General features: G+C 64.7%; 17 protein-coding genes and 1 tRNA gene. 7 read left to right on the top strand and 11 right to left on the bottom strand.

The features are described 5' to 3' along the window. Position 1: 1 nt before the first annotated feature. Positions 2 to 931, top strand: a complete 930-nt coding sequence (locus tag ACEN2S_RS07810; protein WP_441864585.1) for a 2-hydroxyacid dehydrogenase — start codon at positions 2 to 4, stop codon at positions 929 to 931. 18 nt (positions 932 to 949) lie between these two features. Here ACEN2S_RS07810 and ACEN2S_RS07805 read toward each other — a convergent pair whose 3' ends face one another. Next, a complete protein-coding gene (locus ACEN2S_RS07805) occupies positions 950 to 2,332 on the bottom strand; it encodes an MATE family efflux transporter (RefSeq protein ID WP_441864582.1) in 1,383 nt (460 codons plus the stop codon). Between the two features lie 286 nt (positions 2,333 to 2,618). On the opposite strand from ACEN2S_RS07805, the gene ACEN2S_RS07800 reads away from it, so the two are divergent. Both ACEN2S_RS07800 and parE read left to right on the top strand, forming a co-directional pair. Next, positions 2,619 to 3,278, top strand: coding sequence for a glutathione S-transferase family protein (locus ACEN2S_RS07800; RefSeq protein WP_441864580.1), 660 nt, complete (start codon positions 2,619 to 2,621; stop codon positions 3,276 to 3,278). Positions 3,279 to 3,376: 98 nt separating this feature from the next. Then, entirely contained in the window at positions 3,377 to 5,335 is a 1,959-nt protein-coding gene (parE, locus tag ACEN2S_RS07795; protein ID WP_441864577.1) for a DNA topoisomerase IV subunit B, read from the top strand. Positions 5,336 to 5,563: 228 nt separating this feature from the next. Here parE and ACEN2S_RS07790 read toward each other — a convergent pair whose 3' ends face one another. Continuing rightward, a complete protein-coding gene (locus tag ACEN2S_RS07790) occupies positions 5,564 to 6,034 on the bottom strand; it encodes a hypothetical protein (protein WP_441864575.1) in 471 nt (156 codons plus the stop codon). Positions 6,035 to 6,504: 470 nt separating this feature from the next. Further along, on the bottom strand, positions 6,505 to 7,062 hold the full coding sequence (locus ACEN2S_RS07785; protein WP_441864572.1) for a TetR/AcrR family transcriptional regulator: 558 nt from the start codon (positions 7,060 to 7,062) through the stop codon (positions 6,505 to 6,507). Positions 7,063 to 7,144: 82 nt separating this feature from the next. On the opposite strand from ACEN2S_RS07785, the gene ACEN2S_RS07780 reads away from it, so the two are divergent. The 3 genes from ACEN2S_RS07780 (at position 7,145) to ACEN2S_RS07770 (ending at position 9,970) form a co-directional block, all read left to right on the top strand. Beyond that, the gene (locus ACEN2S_RS07780) at positions 7,145 to 8,668 is read left to right on the top strand and encodes an MFS transporter (RefSeq protein WP_441864569.1); all 1,524 of its coding nucleotides are present in this window, start codon (positions 7,145 to 7,147) and stop codon (positions 8,666 to 8,668) included. Between the two features lie 238 nt (positions 8,669 to 8,906). After that, the gene (locus tag ACEN2S_RS07775) at positions 8,907 to 9,353 is read left to right on the top strand and encodes a MarR family winged helix-turn-helix transcriptional regulator (RefSeq protein ID WP_441864567.1); all 447 of its coding nucleotides are present in this window, start codon (positions 8,907 to 8,909) and stop codon (positions 9,351 to 9,353) included. Beyond that, positions 9,350 to 9,970 carry a cysteine hydrolase family protein gene (locus ACEN2S_RS07770; protein WP_441864564.1) on the top strand — a complete coding sequence of 207 codons (621 nt, stop codon included), beginning with the start codon at positions 9,350 to 9,352 and terminating at the stop codon, positions 9,968 to 9,970. Before ACEN2S_RS07775 ends, ACEN2S_RS07770 begins: the two co-directional genes overlap by 4 nt. Before the next feature lie 150 nt (positions 9,971 to 10,120). On the opposite strand, the gene ACEN2S_RS07765 is transcribed toward ACEN2S_RS07770, so the two are convergent. The 3 genes from ACEN2S_RS07765 to ACEN2S_RS07755 all read right to left on the bottom strand — a co-directional run bounded on the left by ACEN2S_RS07765 (position 10,121) and on the right by ACEN2S_RS07755 (position 11,734). Then, positions 10,121 to 10,489, bottom strand: a complete 369-nt coding sequence (locus ACEN2S_RS07765; protein WP_441864561.1) for a DUF1801 domain-containing protein — start codon at positions 10,487 to 10,489, stop codon at positions 10,121 to 10,123. Position 10,490: 1 nt separating this feature from the next. Next, positions 10,491 to 10,886: a VOC family protein gene (locus tag ACEN2S_RS07760; protein WP_441864558.1), complete on the bottom strand. Its 396-nt coding sequence runs from the start codon at positions 10,884 to 10,886 to the stop codon at positions 10,491 to 10,493. Between the two features lie 392 nt (positions 10,887 to 11,278). Further along, complete coding sequence (locus tag ACEN2S_RS07755) at positions 11,279 to 11,734, bottom strand: hypothetical protein (protein WP_441864555.1); 456 nt, start codon at positions 11,732 to 11,734, stop codon at positions 11,279 to 11,281. 124 nt (positions 11,735 to 11,858) lie between these two features. On the opposite strand from ACEN2S_RS07755, the gene ACEN2S_RS07750 reads away from it, so the two are divergent. After that, positions 11,859 to 12,482 carry a TetR/AcrR family transcriptional regulator gene (locus ACEN2S_RS07750; protein ID WP_441864552.1) on the top strand — a complete coding sequence of 208 codons (624 nt, stop codon included), beginning with the start codon at positions 11,859 to 11,861 and terminating at the stop codon, positions 12,480 to 12,482. Between the two features lie 36 nt (positions 12,483 to 12,518). Here the strand turns inward: ACEN2S_RS07750 and ACEN2S_RS07745 are convergent, their stop codons facing one another. From ACEN2S_RS07745 to ACEN2S_RS07725, 5 genes are all read right to left on the bottom strand, one after another. Beyond that, complete coding sequence (locus tag ACEN2S_RS07745) at positions 12,519 to 13,889, bottom strand: Vgb family protein (protein WP_441864550.1); 1,371 nt, start codon at positions 13,887 to 13,889, stop codon at positions 12,519 to 12,521. A gap of 423 nt (positions 13,890 to 14,312) precedes the next feature. Further along, a tRNA-Met gene (locus ACEN2S_RS07740) sits at positions 14,313 to 14,389 on the bottom strand. Positions 14,390 to 14,479: 90 nt separating this feature from the next. Further along, positions 14,480 to 15,097: a L,D-transpeptidase gene (locus tag ACEN2S_RS07735; protein ID WP_441864547.1), complete on the bottom strand. Its 618-nt coding sequence runs from the start codon at positions 15,095 to 15,097 to the stop codon at positions 14,480 to 14,482. Between the two features lie 109 nt (positions 15,098 to 15,206). Continuing rightward, positions 15,207 to 15,410, bottom strand: a complete 204-nt coding sequence (locus tag ACEN2S_RS07730) for a YgaP family membrane protein (protein WP_441864544.1) — start codon at positions 15,408 to 15,410, stop codon at positions 15,207 to 15,209. A 138-nt stretch (positions 15,411 to 15,548) separates the two neighbouring features. Continuing rightward, positions 15,549 to 16,748 carry a pyridoxal-phosphate-dependent aminotransferase family protein gene (locus ACEN2S_RS07725; RefSeq protein WP_441864542.1) on the bottom strand — a complete coding sequence of 400 codons (1,200 nt, stop codon included), beginning with the start codon at positions 16,746 to 16,748 and terminating at the stop codon, positions 15,549 to 15,551. Positions 16,749 to 16,810 lie beyond the last annotated feature (62 nt).

Raw genomic sequence — 16,810 nt, 5'->3', positions numbered from 1 at the left:
GATGCTGACCCTGCTTTTCGCCGCCCCAAACTGGTCCGACTATGAGGGGCCGCTGACTCGCAGCCTGGCACAGGCCGGGATTGCGGCGCGCTTTGCAGGCGACGATACCGATCCGGCGGAGGTGGATTACATCATCTATGCGCCGGGCAGCCCGCTGCAGGATTTCACCCCCTTCACCCGTGCCAAAGCGGTGCTCAGCCTCTGGGCCGGGGTGGAGCGGATCGTGGGCAATGCCACGCTGACGCAGCCCCTGTGCCGGATGGTGGATCAGGGGCTGGCCGAGGGGATGGTGGAATGGGTCACCGGCCATGTGCTGCGCCATCATCTGGGGCTGGACGCGCAACTGGCCGCGCAGGATGGCGTCTGGCGGCCCGAGCTGACCCCGCCTTTGGCGCGGGACCGGCAGGTCACCGTGCTCGGCCTCGGCGAACTGGGTGCGGCCTGCGCGCAAGCGCTGGCGCAGCTGAATTTTGCGGTGACGGGCTGGAGCCGGAGCCCCAAATCCCTGCCCGGTATCACCTGTGTTTCCGGCGCGGAGGGGTTGCGGCAGGCACTGTCCACCGCCGGGATTCTGGTGACCTTGCTGCCGAACACCCCCGATACCAGCAATCTGTTGAATGCCGAAACGCTGGCGCTTTTGCCGCGCGGGGCGGTGATCCTGAACCCGGGTCGCGGTACGCTGATCGATGATGACGCGCTCTTGGCCGCGCTGGACAGCGGTCAGGTGGGTCAGGCGACGCTGGATGTGTTCCGCACCGAGCCTTTGCCCGCGGGCCACCCCTATTGGGCGCATCCCCGCGTCACCGTGACCCCGCATATCGCCGCCGCCACCCGCCCCGGCTCTGCCGCCGCGGTGGTGGTGGAGAACATCCGCCGCGGTGAGGCGGGGCTGCCTTTCCTCTATCTGGTGGACCGCACGCGCGGCTATTAAGCCGCGCGGCGCGTTCGTTCAGGCCGCACGCCGTGCAAGGCCCCGCCAGAAGCGCAGCATCAGCAGAACCGAGGCCATCGCCAGACCGATCGACAGGCCCAGCCAGAGGCCCAGCCCGCCAAAGCCCAGCGGAAACGCCAGAAGATAGCTGGCCGGGATGCCGATGACCCAATAGCTGAGCCCTGCCAGCCACATCGGCACGCGGGTGTCCTGCACCCCGCGCAGCAGGCCCAGCGCCATTGCCTGCATCGCATCAAAGAGCTGGAACAGCGCCGCCACGGCCAACAGCCGCGCGCCAAAGGCGATGATCTCGGGGGCCTGCGGCTCGGCGGGGTCGAGGAACAGACCCACCAGCGCTTCGGGGATGGCAAAGAACAGCACGATCACCAGCGCCACGATCAGGAGCGACAGCAGGATCGCCATCGCCGCCCCGTCGCGCAGCCGTTGCAGATCGCCCGCGCCATCGGCCCGGCCCGCCCGCACGGTGGCCGCATTGGAGAGCCCGAGATGGATCATGAAGGCCAACGCGGTTATCTCGAGCGCGATGCCATGCGCGGCCAGTTGCATGGTGCCCAGCCAGCCCATCATCAGCGCCGAAGCCTGAAAGAGGCCCCCTTCCGCCAGACCGGTCAGGCCAATCGGCCAACCGAGGCGGAAGATCTGCCCGAAAGCCTGCCAATCGGGGCGCCAGAACCGCTGGAAGAGGTTGAAATGCCGCAAGGCGGGCACCCAGGCCGCATAGCCCGCCAAGGCCAGCGCACTGAACATCTGCACCGCAAAGGAGGCCAAAGCCGCGCCGCGCACGCCGAGCTCAGGCATCCCCCAATTGCCGAAAATCAGCAGCCAGTTCAGCGCGATGTTCAACCCCACCGCCGCCAGCGTGACCCAAAACACCACCTGCGTGCGCTCATTCGCCGCCAGATGGCTTTTCAGCACCATGATCACCAGCGCGGGCACCATGCCAAGGCCCGCAATCCGCAGGTAATCCTGCGCCAGCTGCGCCACCACCGCCTCTTGCCCGAGGGTGCGGAATACCGGCCCGGCGAACCACATCACCGGGAACACCAGCACGCCATAGAGGATCGAGAGCCAGAGCCCCATCCGGGTCGCGCGCCGCACCTGCGTCTCATCGCCCGAGCCGAGCGCCCCCGCGACCACCCCCATCACCCCGATGCCAAAGCCCGAGCCGAGGATGAAGACCACGAAGAACAGGCCCGCCCCCAGCACCACGGCGGCCAGCTCATTGACGCCATAGCGGCCGAGCATTACCGTATCGGTGACATGCAGCGCCATTTGCGCCAGATGGCTGCCAACCAGCGGCAGGCCCAGCACCAAAAGCGCGCGCATATGCTGCAGGCGCGTCATCGCGGGCTGCGGGGAAATCAGGGGGGTTGAGGACATGTTCATGCCCTAGCACTACCTGCGCGCGAATGACCCGGCAAGCGCTGCCGCGACGGCCCCCCGGCGGATTCGGGTGCCGGCGCCCGCTCTCGCCGCGTTTTCAGCGCCGGAACGCGTGTACCCCATACAATATGGCCCCTGCTGCGGGGTCACATCGCGACGCAGAGCCTCTTTTCTTTCGGCCAGCACCCGGCCAGAGTGCCGTAACCCCGCGCCCCGCTTTCGCCCCGGCGCGGTGCCCCGGCGCGAAGGTGTGCGGGGTTTCCTGCCACATGATGAGGACAGTATGCCCAAGCTTTACGGATCCTACCGCAGCCGCGCCACGCGCAATTTCTGGCTGGCACATGAAATCGGCCTGGTGCTCGAACTGGTGCCGGTGTTGCAGGCCTACCGCCTTGCCGATCCGCAGGCGGCGGATGCGCCGCTGAACACGCGTTCAGCGGCGTTTCTGGCGCTGTCACCGGCCGGGGCAATCCCGGTGCTGGAGGATGAAGGGCTGCTGCTGACCGAATCCCTCGTCATCAACCTGCATCTGGCGCGCAAATACGGCGGTGCGCTCGGGCCGCAGGATCTGAACGAATCGGCGCTGATGGAGCAATGGACGCTCTTTGCGCAAAGCTCGATCGAGGCGGCGTCGCTGGCCATTCAGGGCCTCTATGGTCAGAAACGCGCCGAAACGCCCGAAGGTGCAGCCGAACTGCAACGGCATGTGGCGGCCCTGCGCCGTCCCTATGCGGTGCTGGAAACCTATCTGGCCACGCACCCCTATCTGGTGGGCGGCCGCTTTAGCGTGGCAGACATCAATATGGCGGAAGTTCTGCGCTATTCCCAAGCACATAGCCCGCTGGCCGAGGAATTCCCCACCCTGTTTGGCTGGCTGAAAACCCAACAATCCCGCCCCGCCTTCCAACAGATGTGGGCCGCGCGCGAGGCCGAACCCGTCTGATCGCGCGGGGGGTGCGGCACCGGCCCTGCCCCCTTCGCCTTGCGCCGCCTGCCCGGCATGGTCTAATCCTGTGGCTGACCCATGAACAGGTGAGACCGATGGCAGAAGACCTTCTTTCCGGCGCAACTGAACACACCTACGACGCTTCGTCGATCGAGGTGCTGGAAGGGCTGGAACCGGTTCGCAAACGCCCCGGCATGTATATCGGCGGCACCGATGAGCGGGCGCTGCATCACCTGGTGGCCGAGATTCTCGACAACTCGATGGACGAGGCGGTGGCGGGCCATGCCACGCGGATCGAGGTGGAGCTGTGCGAAGATTACACGGTGATCGTGCGCGACAATGGCCGCGGGATTCCGATTGATCCGCATCCGAAATTCCCCGGCAAATCCGCGCTGGAGGTGATCCTGTGCACCCTGCATGCGGGCGGCAAATTCTCGGGCGATGCCTATCAGACCTCTGGCGGTCTGCATGGGGTGGGTGCCTCGGTGGTGAACGCTCTGTCCGACAGCATGGTGGTGCAGGTTGCGCGGAACAAAGAGTTGTTCCAGCAGAGTTTTTCGCGCGGCATCCCGCAGGGGCCGGTGGAAAAGATCGGCGCCGCCCCGAACCGGCGTGGCACGCAGGTCAGCTTTCACCCCGATGAGCAGATCTTTGGCCATCACCGGTTCAAACCCGCCCGGATGATGAAGATGGTCCGCTCGAAGGCCTATCTCTTCTCGGGTGTCGAGATCCGCTGGAAAACCGCGATCAATGATGGCGAAACCCCGATGGAGGCGGTGTTCCACTTCCCTGGCGGTCTGGCCGATTACCTGACCGAGTCCCTTGGCAAGTCGATGACCTATGCCGACCGTCCCTTTGCGGGCAAAGTCGGCTTTCAGGAAAAGTTCGGCGTGCCGGGCAGTGTCGAATGGGCGGTCAACTGGACGCCGGTGCGCGACGGTTTCACCCAAAGCTATTGTAACACCGTGCCCACGCCCGAGGGTGGCACGCATGAGGCAGGCTTTTGGGCCGCCATCCTGAAAGGCGTGCGGGCTTACGGCGATCTCGTCAAGAACCGCAAGGCCGAGCAGATCACCCGCGAGGATCTGACCACGGGGGGCTGCGCGCTGGTGTCCTGTTTCATCCGCGAGCCGGAATTTGTGGGCCAGACCAAGGACCGGCTGGCCACGGTGGAGGCCGCGCGTTTGGTGGAAAACGCCGTGCGCGACCATTTCGACAACTGGCTGGCGGCGGATACCAAATCCGCCGGGGCGATCCTTGATTTTCTGGTGCTGCGCGCCGAAGAGCGGCTGAAGCGGCGGCAGGAAAAGGAAACCCAGCGGAAATCGGCGACCAAAAAGCTGCGGCTGCCGGGGAAACTGACCGATTGCACCGCGAAGAACCGCGAGAATACTGAGCTCTTCATCGTGGAGGGCGATTCGGCGGGCGGTTCGGCCAAGGGCGCGCGCTCGCGCGAGACGCAGGCTTTGCTGCCCTTGAAGGGCAAGATCCTGAACGTGCTGGGCGCCGCGTCGAACAAGCTGAACGACAACTCCGAGATCCGCGACATCTGCGAGGCTTTGGGCGTCGGCATGGGCACCAAGTTCAACGTCGAAGACCTGCGCTATGACAAGATCATCATCATGACCGATGCTGATGTTGACGGCGCGCATATCGCCAGCCTGTTGATGACGTTTTTCTTCACCCAGATGCGGCCGCTGATCGACAAGGGGCACCTCTACCTCGCCTGCCCGCCGCTCTACCGGCTGACGCAGGGGGCGAAACGGCTTTATGTGGCCGATGATGCCGAGAAAGAGCTGTGGCTGGCCAAGGGCCTGGGCGGCAAGGGTAAAATCGACGTGCAGCGGTTTAAAGGGCTGGGCGAGATGGATGCCAAGGACCTGAAAGACACCACGATGAACCCCGAGACGCGCAAGCTGATCCGGGTGACGATTGACGAGGATGCGCCGGGCGAAACCGGCGATCTGGTCGAGCGGCTGATGGGGAAAAAGCCTGAATTGCGGTTTCAGTACATCACCGAGAATGCGCAATTCGTGGAAGAGCTGGACGTCTGAACGCCCGCACGGGCGCTTCGCAGGGCGCCAACGCGGGGGGCCGTCCGTAATCGGAGTTAGCCGTAGTCGGAGTCAGCGGCACGGCCGCGCCGTTGGCACCGGCCAAAGCAATGCAATGACGCAACCCCGGCCCGGCGTTTTTCGGACCAGACCCCGAGGGGCGCCACGCCCACCGCCGACAGCGGAGACAGCGGCCCGCCCTGCCCTGACGGGCGCAGCGGCCTCGCGCTAGGGGGCCGGGCATTTTCCCACAGCTGCCTCGAACGGCGCATCGGTCGGGACCAGCGTGCCGCCGATGATGCGGATGGGCACGAAAGGCGGATAATCCTGAATCGACGGGCTGACCGCTGAGAGCGTGTAACACCCCGCGTAAACCTGCGTCCGGCCGTCGGTTTCGACCGCTTTGATGACGGCGGGCAGCTGGGTATAGGTCGTCCCCGCGCCGCTGTCCTGACGTTGCTCCCCCAGCCGGAGTGCAACGCTCTGCGTGGTATCATAGCCCGCCTTGAAGCTTGGGTAATCGCCAATTCTGTCAGCATCGAAATAGCTGTAGGCGCGAAGATACTGCCCGGAATTGATCGCATTATAGAGCGATTGGACCACCGCGGCGGGCGTGGAGCGGTCATCCAGATAGGGGACATCTGCCCGGGCCCCGAGCGGGACGAGTGCCAGGGCAGTGATGATCAGACTGTGTCTCATCTTCTCTTCCTTCCGATCAGGCACTGCTTTCTTGTCGGGACTTGATTTCTTGTCGGGCGCTTCGTGACTCGGCCCTTCCTGCCTTCTCAGGGCGAAACGCCCGCAGGGGCCGCAGGTTCCGCCCGGCAGGCGGGAGCGCCAGCGGGATGAAGCCTGCGCGCAGACCGCCGCCAGAGCGATCGCAGGTCGGTCTAGATCCAAACACTGGCCCGACCGAGCTGCCCGCCACCCGCTGGTGATGAGGCCTGCGGGCCTGGCCAGTCGCGGGATGGCTGTCACGGGATGGCTGGACGCGCGAGAGCGCGCAGGTGAGACACCGAGGCGGAAATGAGCCACAGCCGACGGCCCGCAGACCGCCGCCGCGATTGCCCCGCCCCATCCCCAACAGAGCGCCCGGACGGGGAGATCCAGCCCTGACGCCGCGAGAGGTCGGCAAAGCCGCCGCCCAAAGATGTGGCGCTTTGGGGCCTCTACTGCCCCTTTGGGACGGTCATGGCCGTCAAACGCTGCAGCACGACCTCAACATCGTCAAGCAGGTCAGTCCAGGCCCCCTCTTCGTCAATGCCATTGATGCGCATGAGAAAAAGTCCCTCAACGGCCAGAAAGGCCACGCGTGCGGCCCGGGCCTCAGGGCCGGATCCGGACAGGCGCCCGAAAACCCCGCGATACCAATCGCGCGTTTCCTGCAAATTCGCGGGATCTTCCAGATAGCTGACCAGCAGGGCGGCCATTTTGGCATTCATCGCCTGCTGCGAGGCCCGGGTCGCGGCGATGTAGCGCCGGACAAAGCCAACCGGATCTTCCGCGGGCGGATCGCCCAGCAAGCGCTCGAACTGATCTGTCCAGCGGTCGATCAGGCCGCGCACCAGCGCGTCCTTGCTGGCGAAGGCATACTGCACACCGCCCTTGGAAATGCCCGCCGCCTGCGCCAGCGCACCGATGGTCAAGGCGGCGCCACCGCCACTGCGCACCAGCTCTTCGGCCAGATCCAGCAACCTGTCGCGGCTGATTGTCGGTGTGCGGCCCATCTTCCCCTGCCCTTCACTTCGTCATTGCAATCCATACGTACGTATTTATATCGGCAGCTACAACAGCTTCTTCAGGTGAACCATGCCGACGCGCGCCCCCGATCCGAAACGCTGGCTCGTGCTGGTGGCGGTCATGCTGGCCTTTCTGCCCGTCGTGCTGGACATGACAATTCTGCATGTGACCCTGCCCACGCTCACCCAGGCGCTGCATGCGTCGGGCACCGAGGTTTTGTGGATCATCGACATCTATCCCTTGCTGATGGCCGGGCTTCTGGTGCCGATGGGCACGCTGTCGGACCGGGTCGGCAACCGCAGGATCCTGTTGACCGGCCTTGCCATTTTCGCTTGCGCATCGGTCTGGGCCGCCTGTGCCCAAACTGCGGCGTCCCTGATCGCGGCGCGCGTGTTTCTGGCGCTGGGGGGCGCCATGATCCTGCCCTGCGTTCTGGGGCTGATCCGCAAGACGTTTGAGGATGACGGCGAGCGCGCCATGGCGCTGGGTCTGTGGGGCACGGTCGGGGCGGCGGGTGCCGCTGCTGGCCCTCTGGTCGGGGGCGCGCTGCTGCAGCATTTCTGGTGGGGGTCGGTGTTCTTGATCAATGTGCCGGTCATGCTGGTTGTGGCGCCGGTCTGCTGGCGGCTTTTGCCACGCGCCGAGCAAACCACCCCCGGCACCTGGCCGATCGGTCAGGCCCTGCTGCTGATCGTCGGCATGATCTGTGTCGTTTATGGGATCAAATCCGGCGCCGGTGCCAAACAGCCTTTGGCGGTCACCGCCCTTGCGATCGGCTTCGGCATCGCGGTCCTGGCACTGTTTGTGCGTCAACAATTGCGGTCACCAGAGCCGATGCTGGATCTTTCGCTGCTGGCGCATCCTGCCATCCTTGCGGGGCTGATCATGGCGATTGTCGCCTCCGGCGCGCTGGCGGGGGTGGAGCTGACCCTGTCGCAGGAACTGCAATACGTGCTCGGCAAGACCCCGTTGCAGGCCGGGATCTTCATGGTGCCGATCATGGCTGCAGCGGCCGTGGGCGGACCCGTCGCAGGCTATCTGTCCAACCGCTTTGGACTGCGGATGGTGGCAAGCCTGTCGCTGGTGATCGCGGCCGCGGCCCTGGTCTTTCTCGCGCAAAGCGACTTTCAGGCGCCGGGTGTGCCGGTCCCCTGCGCACTCGCCGTGCTGGGCCTGACGCTGAGCATCGGCCTCACCGCGTCATCAATTGCGATCATGGGCGCGGTTCCGGCCAGCAAGGGCGGCGCGGCCGGTTCGCTGGAGGCAACGGGATACGAGTTGGGATCCGGCCTCGGCATCACCTTGTTCGGGGTGTTCCTGTCCGGCATGTTCCGCCGCGCGATTGACCTCCCGGCCGGTCTGCCGCCCGCTCTGGCGACCGAAGCCGCGCAAACCATCGGCGACACCTATATCGTTGCCGCAAGGTTGAACGAGGCGCAAAGCGCGGCGCTGATCGCGGCCGGCAAGGCCGCCTTTACCCAAACCCATGCTGTCTTGTTGATGACATCGGCCGCCATCATTCTGGCGCTGGCTGTGGTGGTGTACTTTGCCCTTGCCGCCCGCCGCACTGCAACGGGGACCGCACCGCACTGACCCCGGCGAAAGTGAAACATCACGCAAAGCCAGCATTCTTGAAAACCATTGAAACAGAACGGCTCAGCCTTCGACATTTCCGCGAGCGCGATGCGGAGGCCCTTTTCAACCATCTGCAAAGGACCGTGGCCAACTGCTTTGTATCGCTGACCCTGCGGGATCGGGAGGCTGCCCTGGCCGATGTCAGCCTTTCACATTTTGACATTGTACATGTCAAAATGACGTGCATAATGTCATCATGAAAGCAGATCACCTACACCATCTCGTCTGGATGTCGCGCCCCTTGATGCAGGCGGCTGAAGCCTGCGTCGAGGCGGGGCTGGAAGGGACCGACCTGACGGTCCGGATGCGTGCGGTGCTGGAAATTCTGCGGCGGCACGGTGACCAAACCGTCCCGGACATTGCCGCCCGGCTCGAAATCAACCGGCAATATGTCCAGCTGATGGTGAACGAGACGCTGGCGGGCGGGTTCGTTCAGCAACGTCCAAATCCGCGCCACAAGCGCTCGCGGCTTGTGGCGCTCACCGACCCGGGCCGTGAGCTGATTGACGGCATCATCGCGCGGGAGTTGGCGCTGATGCAGGAGATCGGCGCGGATCTGACGGATGAAGACGTCGCGACGGCGTTGAACGTCGTGCTTGCCGTGACCGGCAAGCTGAGAACTCTCGCAGGAGGTCAGGCATGACGGTTGCTTATCTGGTGGTGGCCACGGCGCTTCTGGGGTTTGGCTGGCTTGCGCTTGGCGTTTGGAAGATTGGCGCCGTCAGTCGCGGAACACCGATTGCGCCACGCGAGAACACAGCGCTTCTGCTCATCGATCTGCAATCCGTATTCTGGGATCACGGCCCCTATTCCGATGCGGCAAAGCAAGCAGCCGAGCGCGCGATCCTGCGCGAGATCGCTGCGGCACGGGCACAGGGCCATCAGATTATCGCGCTTCGGCAAGAGTGGTCGATCCCGTCGACCAAAGCCATCGCACGGCTGATGATGAAGGGATGGGCCGTTGAAGGCAGCGCCGGCACCGCGCTGGCAGAACCGTTCGCGGGAAAGGCCGATCAGGTTCTGGTCAAGCGGGTTCAGGACGCCTTCGAAACGGGTGCGCTAGACGCAGTATTGACCAAGCGCGGGATCGGAAAGCTGCGCATCGCGGGGCTGGATCTGAACCATTGCGTGTTGAAAACGGCGCTGGCCGCACGAAACCGCGGTTACGAGGTCAGCGTCGTGAAAGAGGCGACCCTGTCCGCCGCACAGAGCGACAGGGCAGAAGCGAAGATGCGTGCGCGTGGGGTGGCGCTGCGTTGAACTGACACATTTGGGCAGCAACGCTGACGTCGCGGACAGGCATGCAGTCGGCACCCGCGATCGTTGCGCCCGGGCTGTTCTGCCACAGGGCCCGAGACCGGGAGTGCCGCGTCCGGGGGTCGCCGCGTCCCGGCATGGGAGCTTCCGACCCTAGAGGGGCGGTCCGGCAAGGCGGCGAGGGCCCGCCGGGCGCATCTGGCACAGCGCGACCGCCTGATCCAGAAAACGCCCGAGCGTTTTGGTCCTGATGTCGGCGACACACCGCAACTTGACGTGCCGCCTGAACTTGCCCGTCCCTTCCAGCAGCGCGTCCGGGTCTTGCAGCTGAAAGCCCTTGGCGAACTCGAATGAGACATGCCCGGCGTAGAGGTAAAAGCCACCGATGCGGCTCTGGGGATTGCCTGGCTCAAGCTCGATCACCGTGCCGCCATACATCGGCCGCAGAAGGGCATCCGGCGCCCGCTCCAGCACCATTTCCACCAAGCTTTCGAGTACCGCCGCCTTCTCCGCATCCTCCATGTCAGGCCGTACCCCCGATGGGAGAGGCAATCTCGACGATACAGCCGTCCAGATCGCGGACATAAGACACGATCTGACCCCATGGCTTGATGCACGTCGCGCTGACGGGTCTGCAGCCCGCAGACAGCTCGCGGTTATAGGCGCATGCCACATCATCGGTGACAAAACAGATGTCCCACGCAGCGGCGGGCCGCTCCGGGCGGTTTGGCATCAAGGCGAGGCCGTTCATCTCGGCGGCCTCGATCCCCGCAAAGGCCAGTGTGGTCTCCCCCGTTTCCATTTCGGCATAGAGACTGCTTTCATGGATAAAGCGCGGCGCGAGCCCGAAGGCGGCCTCGTAGAATGCGATCGTTTTGGGCATATCTGTTCCATAAATCATGGTGTATCCCAGTTTCATCAGCTGGGTCTATACGAGGCCATCCGGTTGGTCTTGAACAAATCGGACCGATAGGTGTGGATGCCTGGCAACGGCAGGTCAGGCGGAACCGTGCCGGGCGTGAACCCACCGAAACGCCGAAAGCTGCGGATCATAGACGCATGATCTGCATATCCGCCTTCAACGGGGGCTGCCCGAGGTCTTGCGGGTGTTCTGACGGGCCCGCCAGACGCAATACCTTGGCCGCGGGCGCACCTGCCGCAGAATGGCGCGTGCCCCCTTGCAGGCGTACCCGGATCCTGCTGCGCCACGCCCCGACCGGCCGTTTCGGCGCGGGCGTTCAAAAGGGCGCGGCGCGCGGCCACAAGGCGGGCGGGACCCTCAGCGGCCAGTCAGCAATGGGCCCCGGGCCCTCACTCCGTGGTGACTTTGACCAGCGCCGTGACGGGCCGCCCATCCACCAGAACCGGCTGGTGATGGTCATCCGCGAGCAACACGCCGATCACATGGTCGCCGGCGCGACCGCTGCAATGTCCGAAGCGCGCGATGATCAGAGGACCGCCAAAGTCGCTGTTCATGCTGTTGTAGGCGCGGCCCGGGATGTTGCAGTCGTCGCCCTCCGGATCGATTTTCAGATGGACATGGCCGCACTGCGGATCATCACCACAACTCCCTGCGGGTGCAAGGCGGAAGGTGCTGTCCACCACAACCCCGATGACGCCTTCCGCGTCGGCGCCGAGGGGCACCGCCATTCCCTCTTGTGGCCAGACGATGCGCAGTGTCGGCACATCTTCCGCCAGAGCGGCGCTGCCACAGAAAACAGGCGCCGCAACAGCGAATGCCTGCAGGATGTTCCGGATCTTGGTCATGGCAATCCTCAAATATGTAATCAGTGATTACTTGTAGCCCCGCCGCCCGGACTTCCAAAGTAAATAATCAGTGATTACATTCGTTGCACCGGATGCCCTCGGCCAGAAATCGGGAGAAAAGCCCATGTCGAAACCCTACCATCACGGCGATCTGGCAAAGGCACTGATCGCAGCGGCTTCTGCCATCGTCGCGGAATCAGGTGTCGAGGCGCTGTCGGTCCGGGATGTGGCCCGGCGCGTTGGCGTCTCGCCGGGGGCCCCGTTTCGCCATTTTCCCACGCGCGAGGCGCTGCTGGCGGCGGTGGCCACGCAGGCGATGGAACGTCTGGCGCAGGCCGTCGAAGCCGGGCAACTGGCCACCGATGATGACCCGCTGGAACAGATCCGGAGGATTGGTCTGGCCTATCTTGATTGGGTCGCCGAAAACCCGACCCATTTCGCCATCATCAGCCAGCGCAATCTGGTCCGCCTCGAGGATGCTGCCCGCAGGCAGAATGATGCGATCCGGGACCGCATGCTGGCCCTGCTGACGATGGCCCGCGCCCGCGGGCATTTGCAGCAGGACGCCGACCTCCCGACGGTGCTGCTTTCCTGTCGCGCACTTGTCTACGGTCTTGGCCGGATGCTGATCGACGGTCACTTCCCCGAGTGGTGCCCGCAAGGCGATCCGCGAAGCTGGATGCAGCATTCGCTCGATCACTTCATCAGGGATCTGCGACCTGGCCCCGGACAAGATGTCAGCGCGTGACGGCGGCGGGCCGGTGACCAGCCCGCCGCCCCGTTCTTATTTCGCCACGATGCGCGACACGGTGCCCGGCACGCCATCCTCGGTGCTCGCGCCGAACATGGTGGTGGCATAGACCGCGCCCTTGCCATCGCTGATCACGTCATTGGGCAATTTGCCCAGCGGCAGGTTGCCGACCAGCGTGCCGTCGCGGTCCAGCACCGCCACGGTGCCGCCCGCGCGGGTCGCCACATAGGCCTGACCCGCCACCGGATCAAAGGCCACCGCCACCGCGCCCGCGCCGACCTGCGTGTCCGCCAGCACGGCGCCAGTTGCGCCGTCCAGCACGACAAGGTTGTTGCCATCCTGACTGACCGCGTAAAGCCGCCCGGTTTCCGGGTCATGCGCCACCCCCGAGCCCTGACTCAGTTCCGGCACCTCGAAAGCCCGCACCGCGCCGCTTTCCAGATCGACCGCCGCCACCGCTCTCGCGCCACGGCTGATCGTGTAGAGCTGGCCGTTCACCGCATCCAGATCAAGCGACATCGAGGCAAAAGCCTCGCGGCCATCGGCGGTCGAGACCTGGATCGGCGCCAGCTCTTCCAGCGTCGCCGTGTCAAAGACATGGATCTTGCCGGTCAGCGCCGCATTGACATAGGCGCGGCCGCGGGCGGCATCGATCACCACATCGCGCGGATGCAAAACCGAGCCTTCGGCAAAGACCTTGACCGGCGTCAGGCTGTCGGCATCGTAGACGGTGACGGTTTCATGCAGCGTGTTGGTGGTCCAGACCCGGCGGTGCGCATCATCCACCCCCACACCAAAGACATCAATCGGCCCCGCCTTCTCGCCTTCGGCAACCGCCAGCGTCGCCTCGGCCTCCGGTGCCAGCGTCACCGCATCCAGACGCATCAGGCGGCTGGCAACCTCGCCCTTGCCGCGCGCCGAGGCCACGAACAGCTTGCCATCGGCCGACAGCGCCGCCTGATAGGCGCGCTCGCCGACCTCGGCAGTGGTCACGTGAAAGGCGGCTTCGTTCAGCGGCGGCACCACCTCCGAGACCTTGAGCAGGACCGTGCTCACAGCCGCCGGACCCTCGGCGATCACCGCGATCGGGTGCAGGCCGGGGGCGGCATCGACGGGCAGCGTGATCTCGGCTTTGAAGCTGCCGTCGGCGCCCACGGTCACCGGCTCGGCGGTCAGGAGGTCTGCCCCGTGCTGCAACCGCAGGACCTGACCCGGCACCAGTCTGCTGCCGGTGATCTGCGTCACCTGCCCCGGCACCACCGGCACATCGCGCGACCCGGCGCGGATCGTGCCCTGCAGCGTCTCGACGCCCGGCGTCCAGGCGCTTTGCGCCAGCGCGGGTGCGGCCAGCAGCGCACCAAGGGCGGTGGCCAGGAAAAGGCGGCGGATCGAATTCTTGTGCACGGGAAGTCTCCAGCGTTGGAAAATGCGGCCTGCCTGGAATTGGGTGGGAGCTTCGTCGGTTTCCGTATTTTGATAAAAAGAGTCAAGTATTAATCTGACGCGGGACCATGTCCCCGAAAGTGATCTGCCCGGGGCCGGTTCATCCCACATTGCGCACAGCCGGGGCAATGATCACCGGGGAACGGGCCGGATGCTCGCGTCCCGAGACCACCGGTATCACCGGGCAGACGCTGAAAGATGCCGAAGCCATCCCTGGCGCCCCCCTTTCGGACACGACCGGAGGCGCGAAGAATCTGCGATTGCTGCGATTGCCTGGCAGGAAGAGCATTCCTTCAGCAGGAAGTCCGCAAACACCTCTGCAAACGGACCCAGAGGGTCTGAGCGACGCCTTGCGTCTACTTCATACATTTCAAAGGGTTGAAGTGGTGGCGAGGGGGGGACTCGAACCCCCGACCCCGTGATTATGAGTCACGTGCTCTAACCAGCTGAGCTACCTAGCCATTGGGGGGCTAACTAGTGAAGCCGCCGGGGGACGTCAAGCGGAAAACTTTGCCGCTGCAGCTGAATTCCGATCCACCCCGCGCAGCCCCTTAATAGACGAACACCGGCGTGCCCAAAGCAACCTGATCATAGAGCGCAATCACATGCTCATTCACCATCCGCAGGCAGCCATTCGAGGCGGCAGAGCCGATCGATTGCGGCTCGGTGGTGCCATGGATGCGAATCGCGGTGTCATGGCCGTTTTGATAGAGGTAGAGCGCCCGCGCCCCCAGCGGATTGGTCGGCCCCCCGGGCATTCCATCGGCGTATTTGGCATAATGCGAGGGGCTGCGCGCGATCATCTCGGGCGTCGGTTTCCAGCTCGGCCATTCCACCTTGCGGCCCACCTCGGCCTGCCCGCGAAACACCAGTTCTGCCCGGCCGACCGCCACCCCATAGCGCATGGCCTTGCCCGGCGCGGTGATGTGGTAGAGGTAGAACTGATCCGACAGCACAATGATGGAATTCGGGATGAGATCGGGCTGCACGTTCACCGGCGTTGGCATGAATTGCGGCGCGATGGGGGGCAGCGGCCGCGCGACGGGCGCGGTATCGGGCGCCGCCACCGCGGGGGTGATTACCGCCATGGGCTGGGCGCTGAGCAGCGCCGGAGCGGAGAGCAACGGCAAACTTGCCAAGCCGGTCAGAAGGTTGCGACGGTGGATCATGAGGGACTCCTTGCATCAAAGGGGCCAAAGCCCCCCGCCTTGTTAACCCGCAACGCGGCAGCGGGTTCCCGCCCACTGCCCTCCCCCTTCCCCTCCGGTTCCTGCCGATCTACGAAAAGGCGCATCCGCTGCGAATGCCCATTTTGCGAAAGACGATGGCCGCCGGGCAAAAGCCGGTGAAGGCGGATTGGATCAGATTGACCCCAACAAAGGCTGTTAGCCACACAAAATAGGGTGACACGAAGTAGGTCAGCGCCAGGCTGAGCAAAATCATCACACCCGCAAAGGCCAAGATTACGCGATCCAGAGTCATCACAACGCTCCTGTTGACTGAATGTGCCGCAGCTTAGCAGCGATCATCAAATTCAACAAATGGAATATGATCACTTGCGAACAGCAAAACGGCGCCGGTTTGCCCCCGGCGCCGTTTCTCAACCCCCGCTTTGTTCTGTCAGCGACCCGCGATGACCGCCGCGGCCGCATCCAGCGCGCCCGCGCCATGCGGAATGCCCAAGGCGCGCATCCCGGCCTCCATCACCGAGATGACCCCAAAGGTCATATGCGCATTGACATGTCCCATATGCGCCACCCGCAGGAAGCTGCCGTATTCCGGCGCGGAGGGCAGCGCCATGCCGAGTCCGATGCCCAAGGTCACCCCCGCCTCTCTTTCGCACCAGCTGCGCAGCCGTTGCGCGCCGCCATCGCCGATCCGGGCGGCGGTCACCGAATGGCCGCGCTGCGCCGGATTGGCGATGTTCAGCGCAATATCGGCCCCTTGCCCCCAGGCATCAAAGGCCGCCCAGACCGAACGCGCCAGCGTGGCATGGCGGGCCCAGACATGTTCCAGCCCCTCCTCATCCAGGATCATCGTCAAGGATTCCCGCAGGCCGAACAGGTGATGCGTCGGTGCGGTGCCGTTGAAATTCTGATAATATTCCTTGGCAAAGGCGCGCGGCGTCCAGTTCCAATAGGGGGTGGCCAAATCGGCGCTGCGGCTCTGCTCCAGCGCCTTGTCCGAGAACCAGACAAAGCCCAGACCGGGCGGCACCATGATCCCCTTCTGGCTGGCCGCCACCATCACATCGACGCCCCAATCGTCCATGTGAAACGCGTCACAGCCGAGCGAAGCGATGCAATCCACCGCCAACAGCGCCGGATGCCCCAGCGCGTCCAGCACCGCCCGCACCGCCGTCACGTCATTCTTGACCGACGAGGCGGTGTCCACATGCGTCATCAGCACGGCGCGGATCTCATGGTTCACATCGGCGCGCAGCGCGTCCTCGACCCGCGCAGGATCCACCGGGGTTTTCAGGCCGAAATCGACCAGCTCGACATTCACCCCGACAGCGCGGGCCGATTCCGCCCAGCCAATGCCGAACCGCCCCGTCGCCAGCACCAAAGCCTTGTCGCCGCGCGAAAACATATTGGCATTCGCCGCCTCCCAGGCCCCGTGCCCATTGGCGATGTAGATCGCCACATGCTGCCGGGTGCCCGCCAGACGCTTGAGATCGGGAAACAGACTGGCCGTCATTTCGATCAGCGCGCCCTCGTAGATGTTGGGCGCCGGGCGATGCATGGCCGCCAACACCCGGTCGGGCATGGTCGAGGGGCCGGGAATGGCAAGATAGGGGCGGCCCTGCGCTAGGCTCATGGCATGTTCTCCGAGGTTTCCTGACCAATCGGTAGAAGCTGACCGGGGAGAGGTCAACGCAT

It is taken from the genome of Phaeovulum sp. W22_SRMD_FR3, from assembly GCF_052113705.1.
Classification (GTDB): domain Bacteria; phylum Pseudomonadota; class Alphaproteobacteria; order Rhodobacterales; family Rhodobacteraceae; genus JBGQOG01.
The sequence above is the reverse complement of the archived record's forward strand: the minus strand, read 5'-3'. Positions and strand labels throughout refer to the sequence as shown.

Excerpts from the sequence above, each read along its gene's own strand:
- ACEN2S_RS07735 (WP_441864547.1), bottom strand. The coding sequence starts at position 15,097 with ATGATCCACCGTCGCAACCTTCTGACCGGCTTGGCAAGTTTGCCGTTG.
- ACEN2S_RS07760 (WP_441864558.1), bottom strand. The coding sequence starts at position 10,886 with ATGAAACTGGGATACACCATGATTTATGGAACAGATATGCCCAAAACG.
- ACEN2S_RS07810 (WP_441864585.1), top strand. The coding sequence starts at position 2 with ATGCTGACCCTGCTTTTCGCCGCCCCAAACTGGTCCGACTATGAGGGG.
- ACEN2S_RS07755 (WP_441864555.1), bottom strand. The coding sequence starts at position 11,734 with ATGACCAAGATCCGGAACATCCTGCAGGCATTCGCTGTTGCGGCGCCT.
- ACEN2S_RS07805 (WP_441864582.1), bottom strand. The coding sequence starts at position 2,332 with ATGTCCTCAACCCCCCTGATTTCCCCGCAGCCCGCGATGACGCGCCTG.
- ACEN2S_RS07750 (WP_441864552.1), top strand. The coding sequence starts at position 11,859 with ATGTCGAAACCCTACCATCACGGCGATCTGGCAAAGGCACTGATCGCA.
- ACEN2S_RS07730 (WP_441864544.1), bottom strand. The coding sequence starts at position 15,410 with ATGACTCTGGATCGCGTAATCTTGGCCTTTGCGGGTGTGATGATTTTG.
- ACEN2S_RS07775 (WP_441864567.1), top strand. The coding sequence starts at position 8,907 with ATGAAAGCAGATCACCTACACCATCTCGTCTGGATGTCGCGCCCCTTG.
- ACEN2S_RS07785 (WP_441864572.1), bottom strand. The coding sequence starts at position 7,062 with ATGGGCCGCACACCGACAATCAGCCGCGACAGGTTGCTGGATCTGGCC.
- ACEN2S_RS07790 (WP_441864575.1), bottom strand. The coding sequence starts at position 6,034 with ATGAGACACAGTCTGATCATCACTGCCCTGGCACTCGTCCCGCTCGGG.
- ACEN2S_RS07800 (WP_441864580.1), top strand. The coding sequence starts at position 2,619 with ATGCCCAAGCTTTACGGATCCTACCGCAGCCGCGCCACGCGCAATTTC.
- parE (WP_441864577.1), top strand. The coding sequence starts at position 3,377 with ATGGCAGAAGACCTTCTTTCCGGCGCAACTGAACACACCTACGACGCT.
- ACEN2S_RS07765 (WP_441864561.1), bottom strand. The coding sequence starts at position 10,489 with ATGGAGGATGCGGAGAAGGCGGCGGTACTCGAAAGCTTGGTGGAAATG.
- ACEN2S_RS07770 (WP_441864564.1), top strand. The coding sequence starts at position 9,350 with ATGACGGTTGCTTATCTGGTGGTGGCCACGGCGCTTCTGGGGTTTGGC.
- ACEN2S_RS07780 (WP_441864569.1), top strand. The coding sequence starts at position 7,145 with ATGCCGACGCGCGCCCCCGATCCGAAACGCTGGCTCGTGCTGGTGGCG.
- ACEN2S_RS07725 (WP_441864542.1), bottom strand. The coding sequence starts at position 16,748 with ATGAGCCTAGCGCAGGGCCGCCCCTATCTTGCCATTCCCGGCCCCTCG.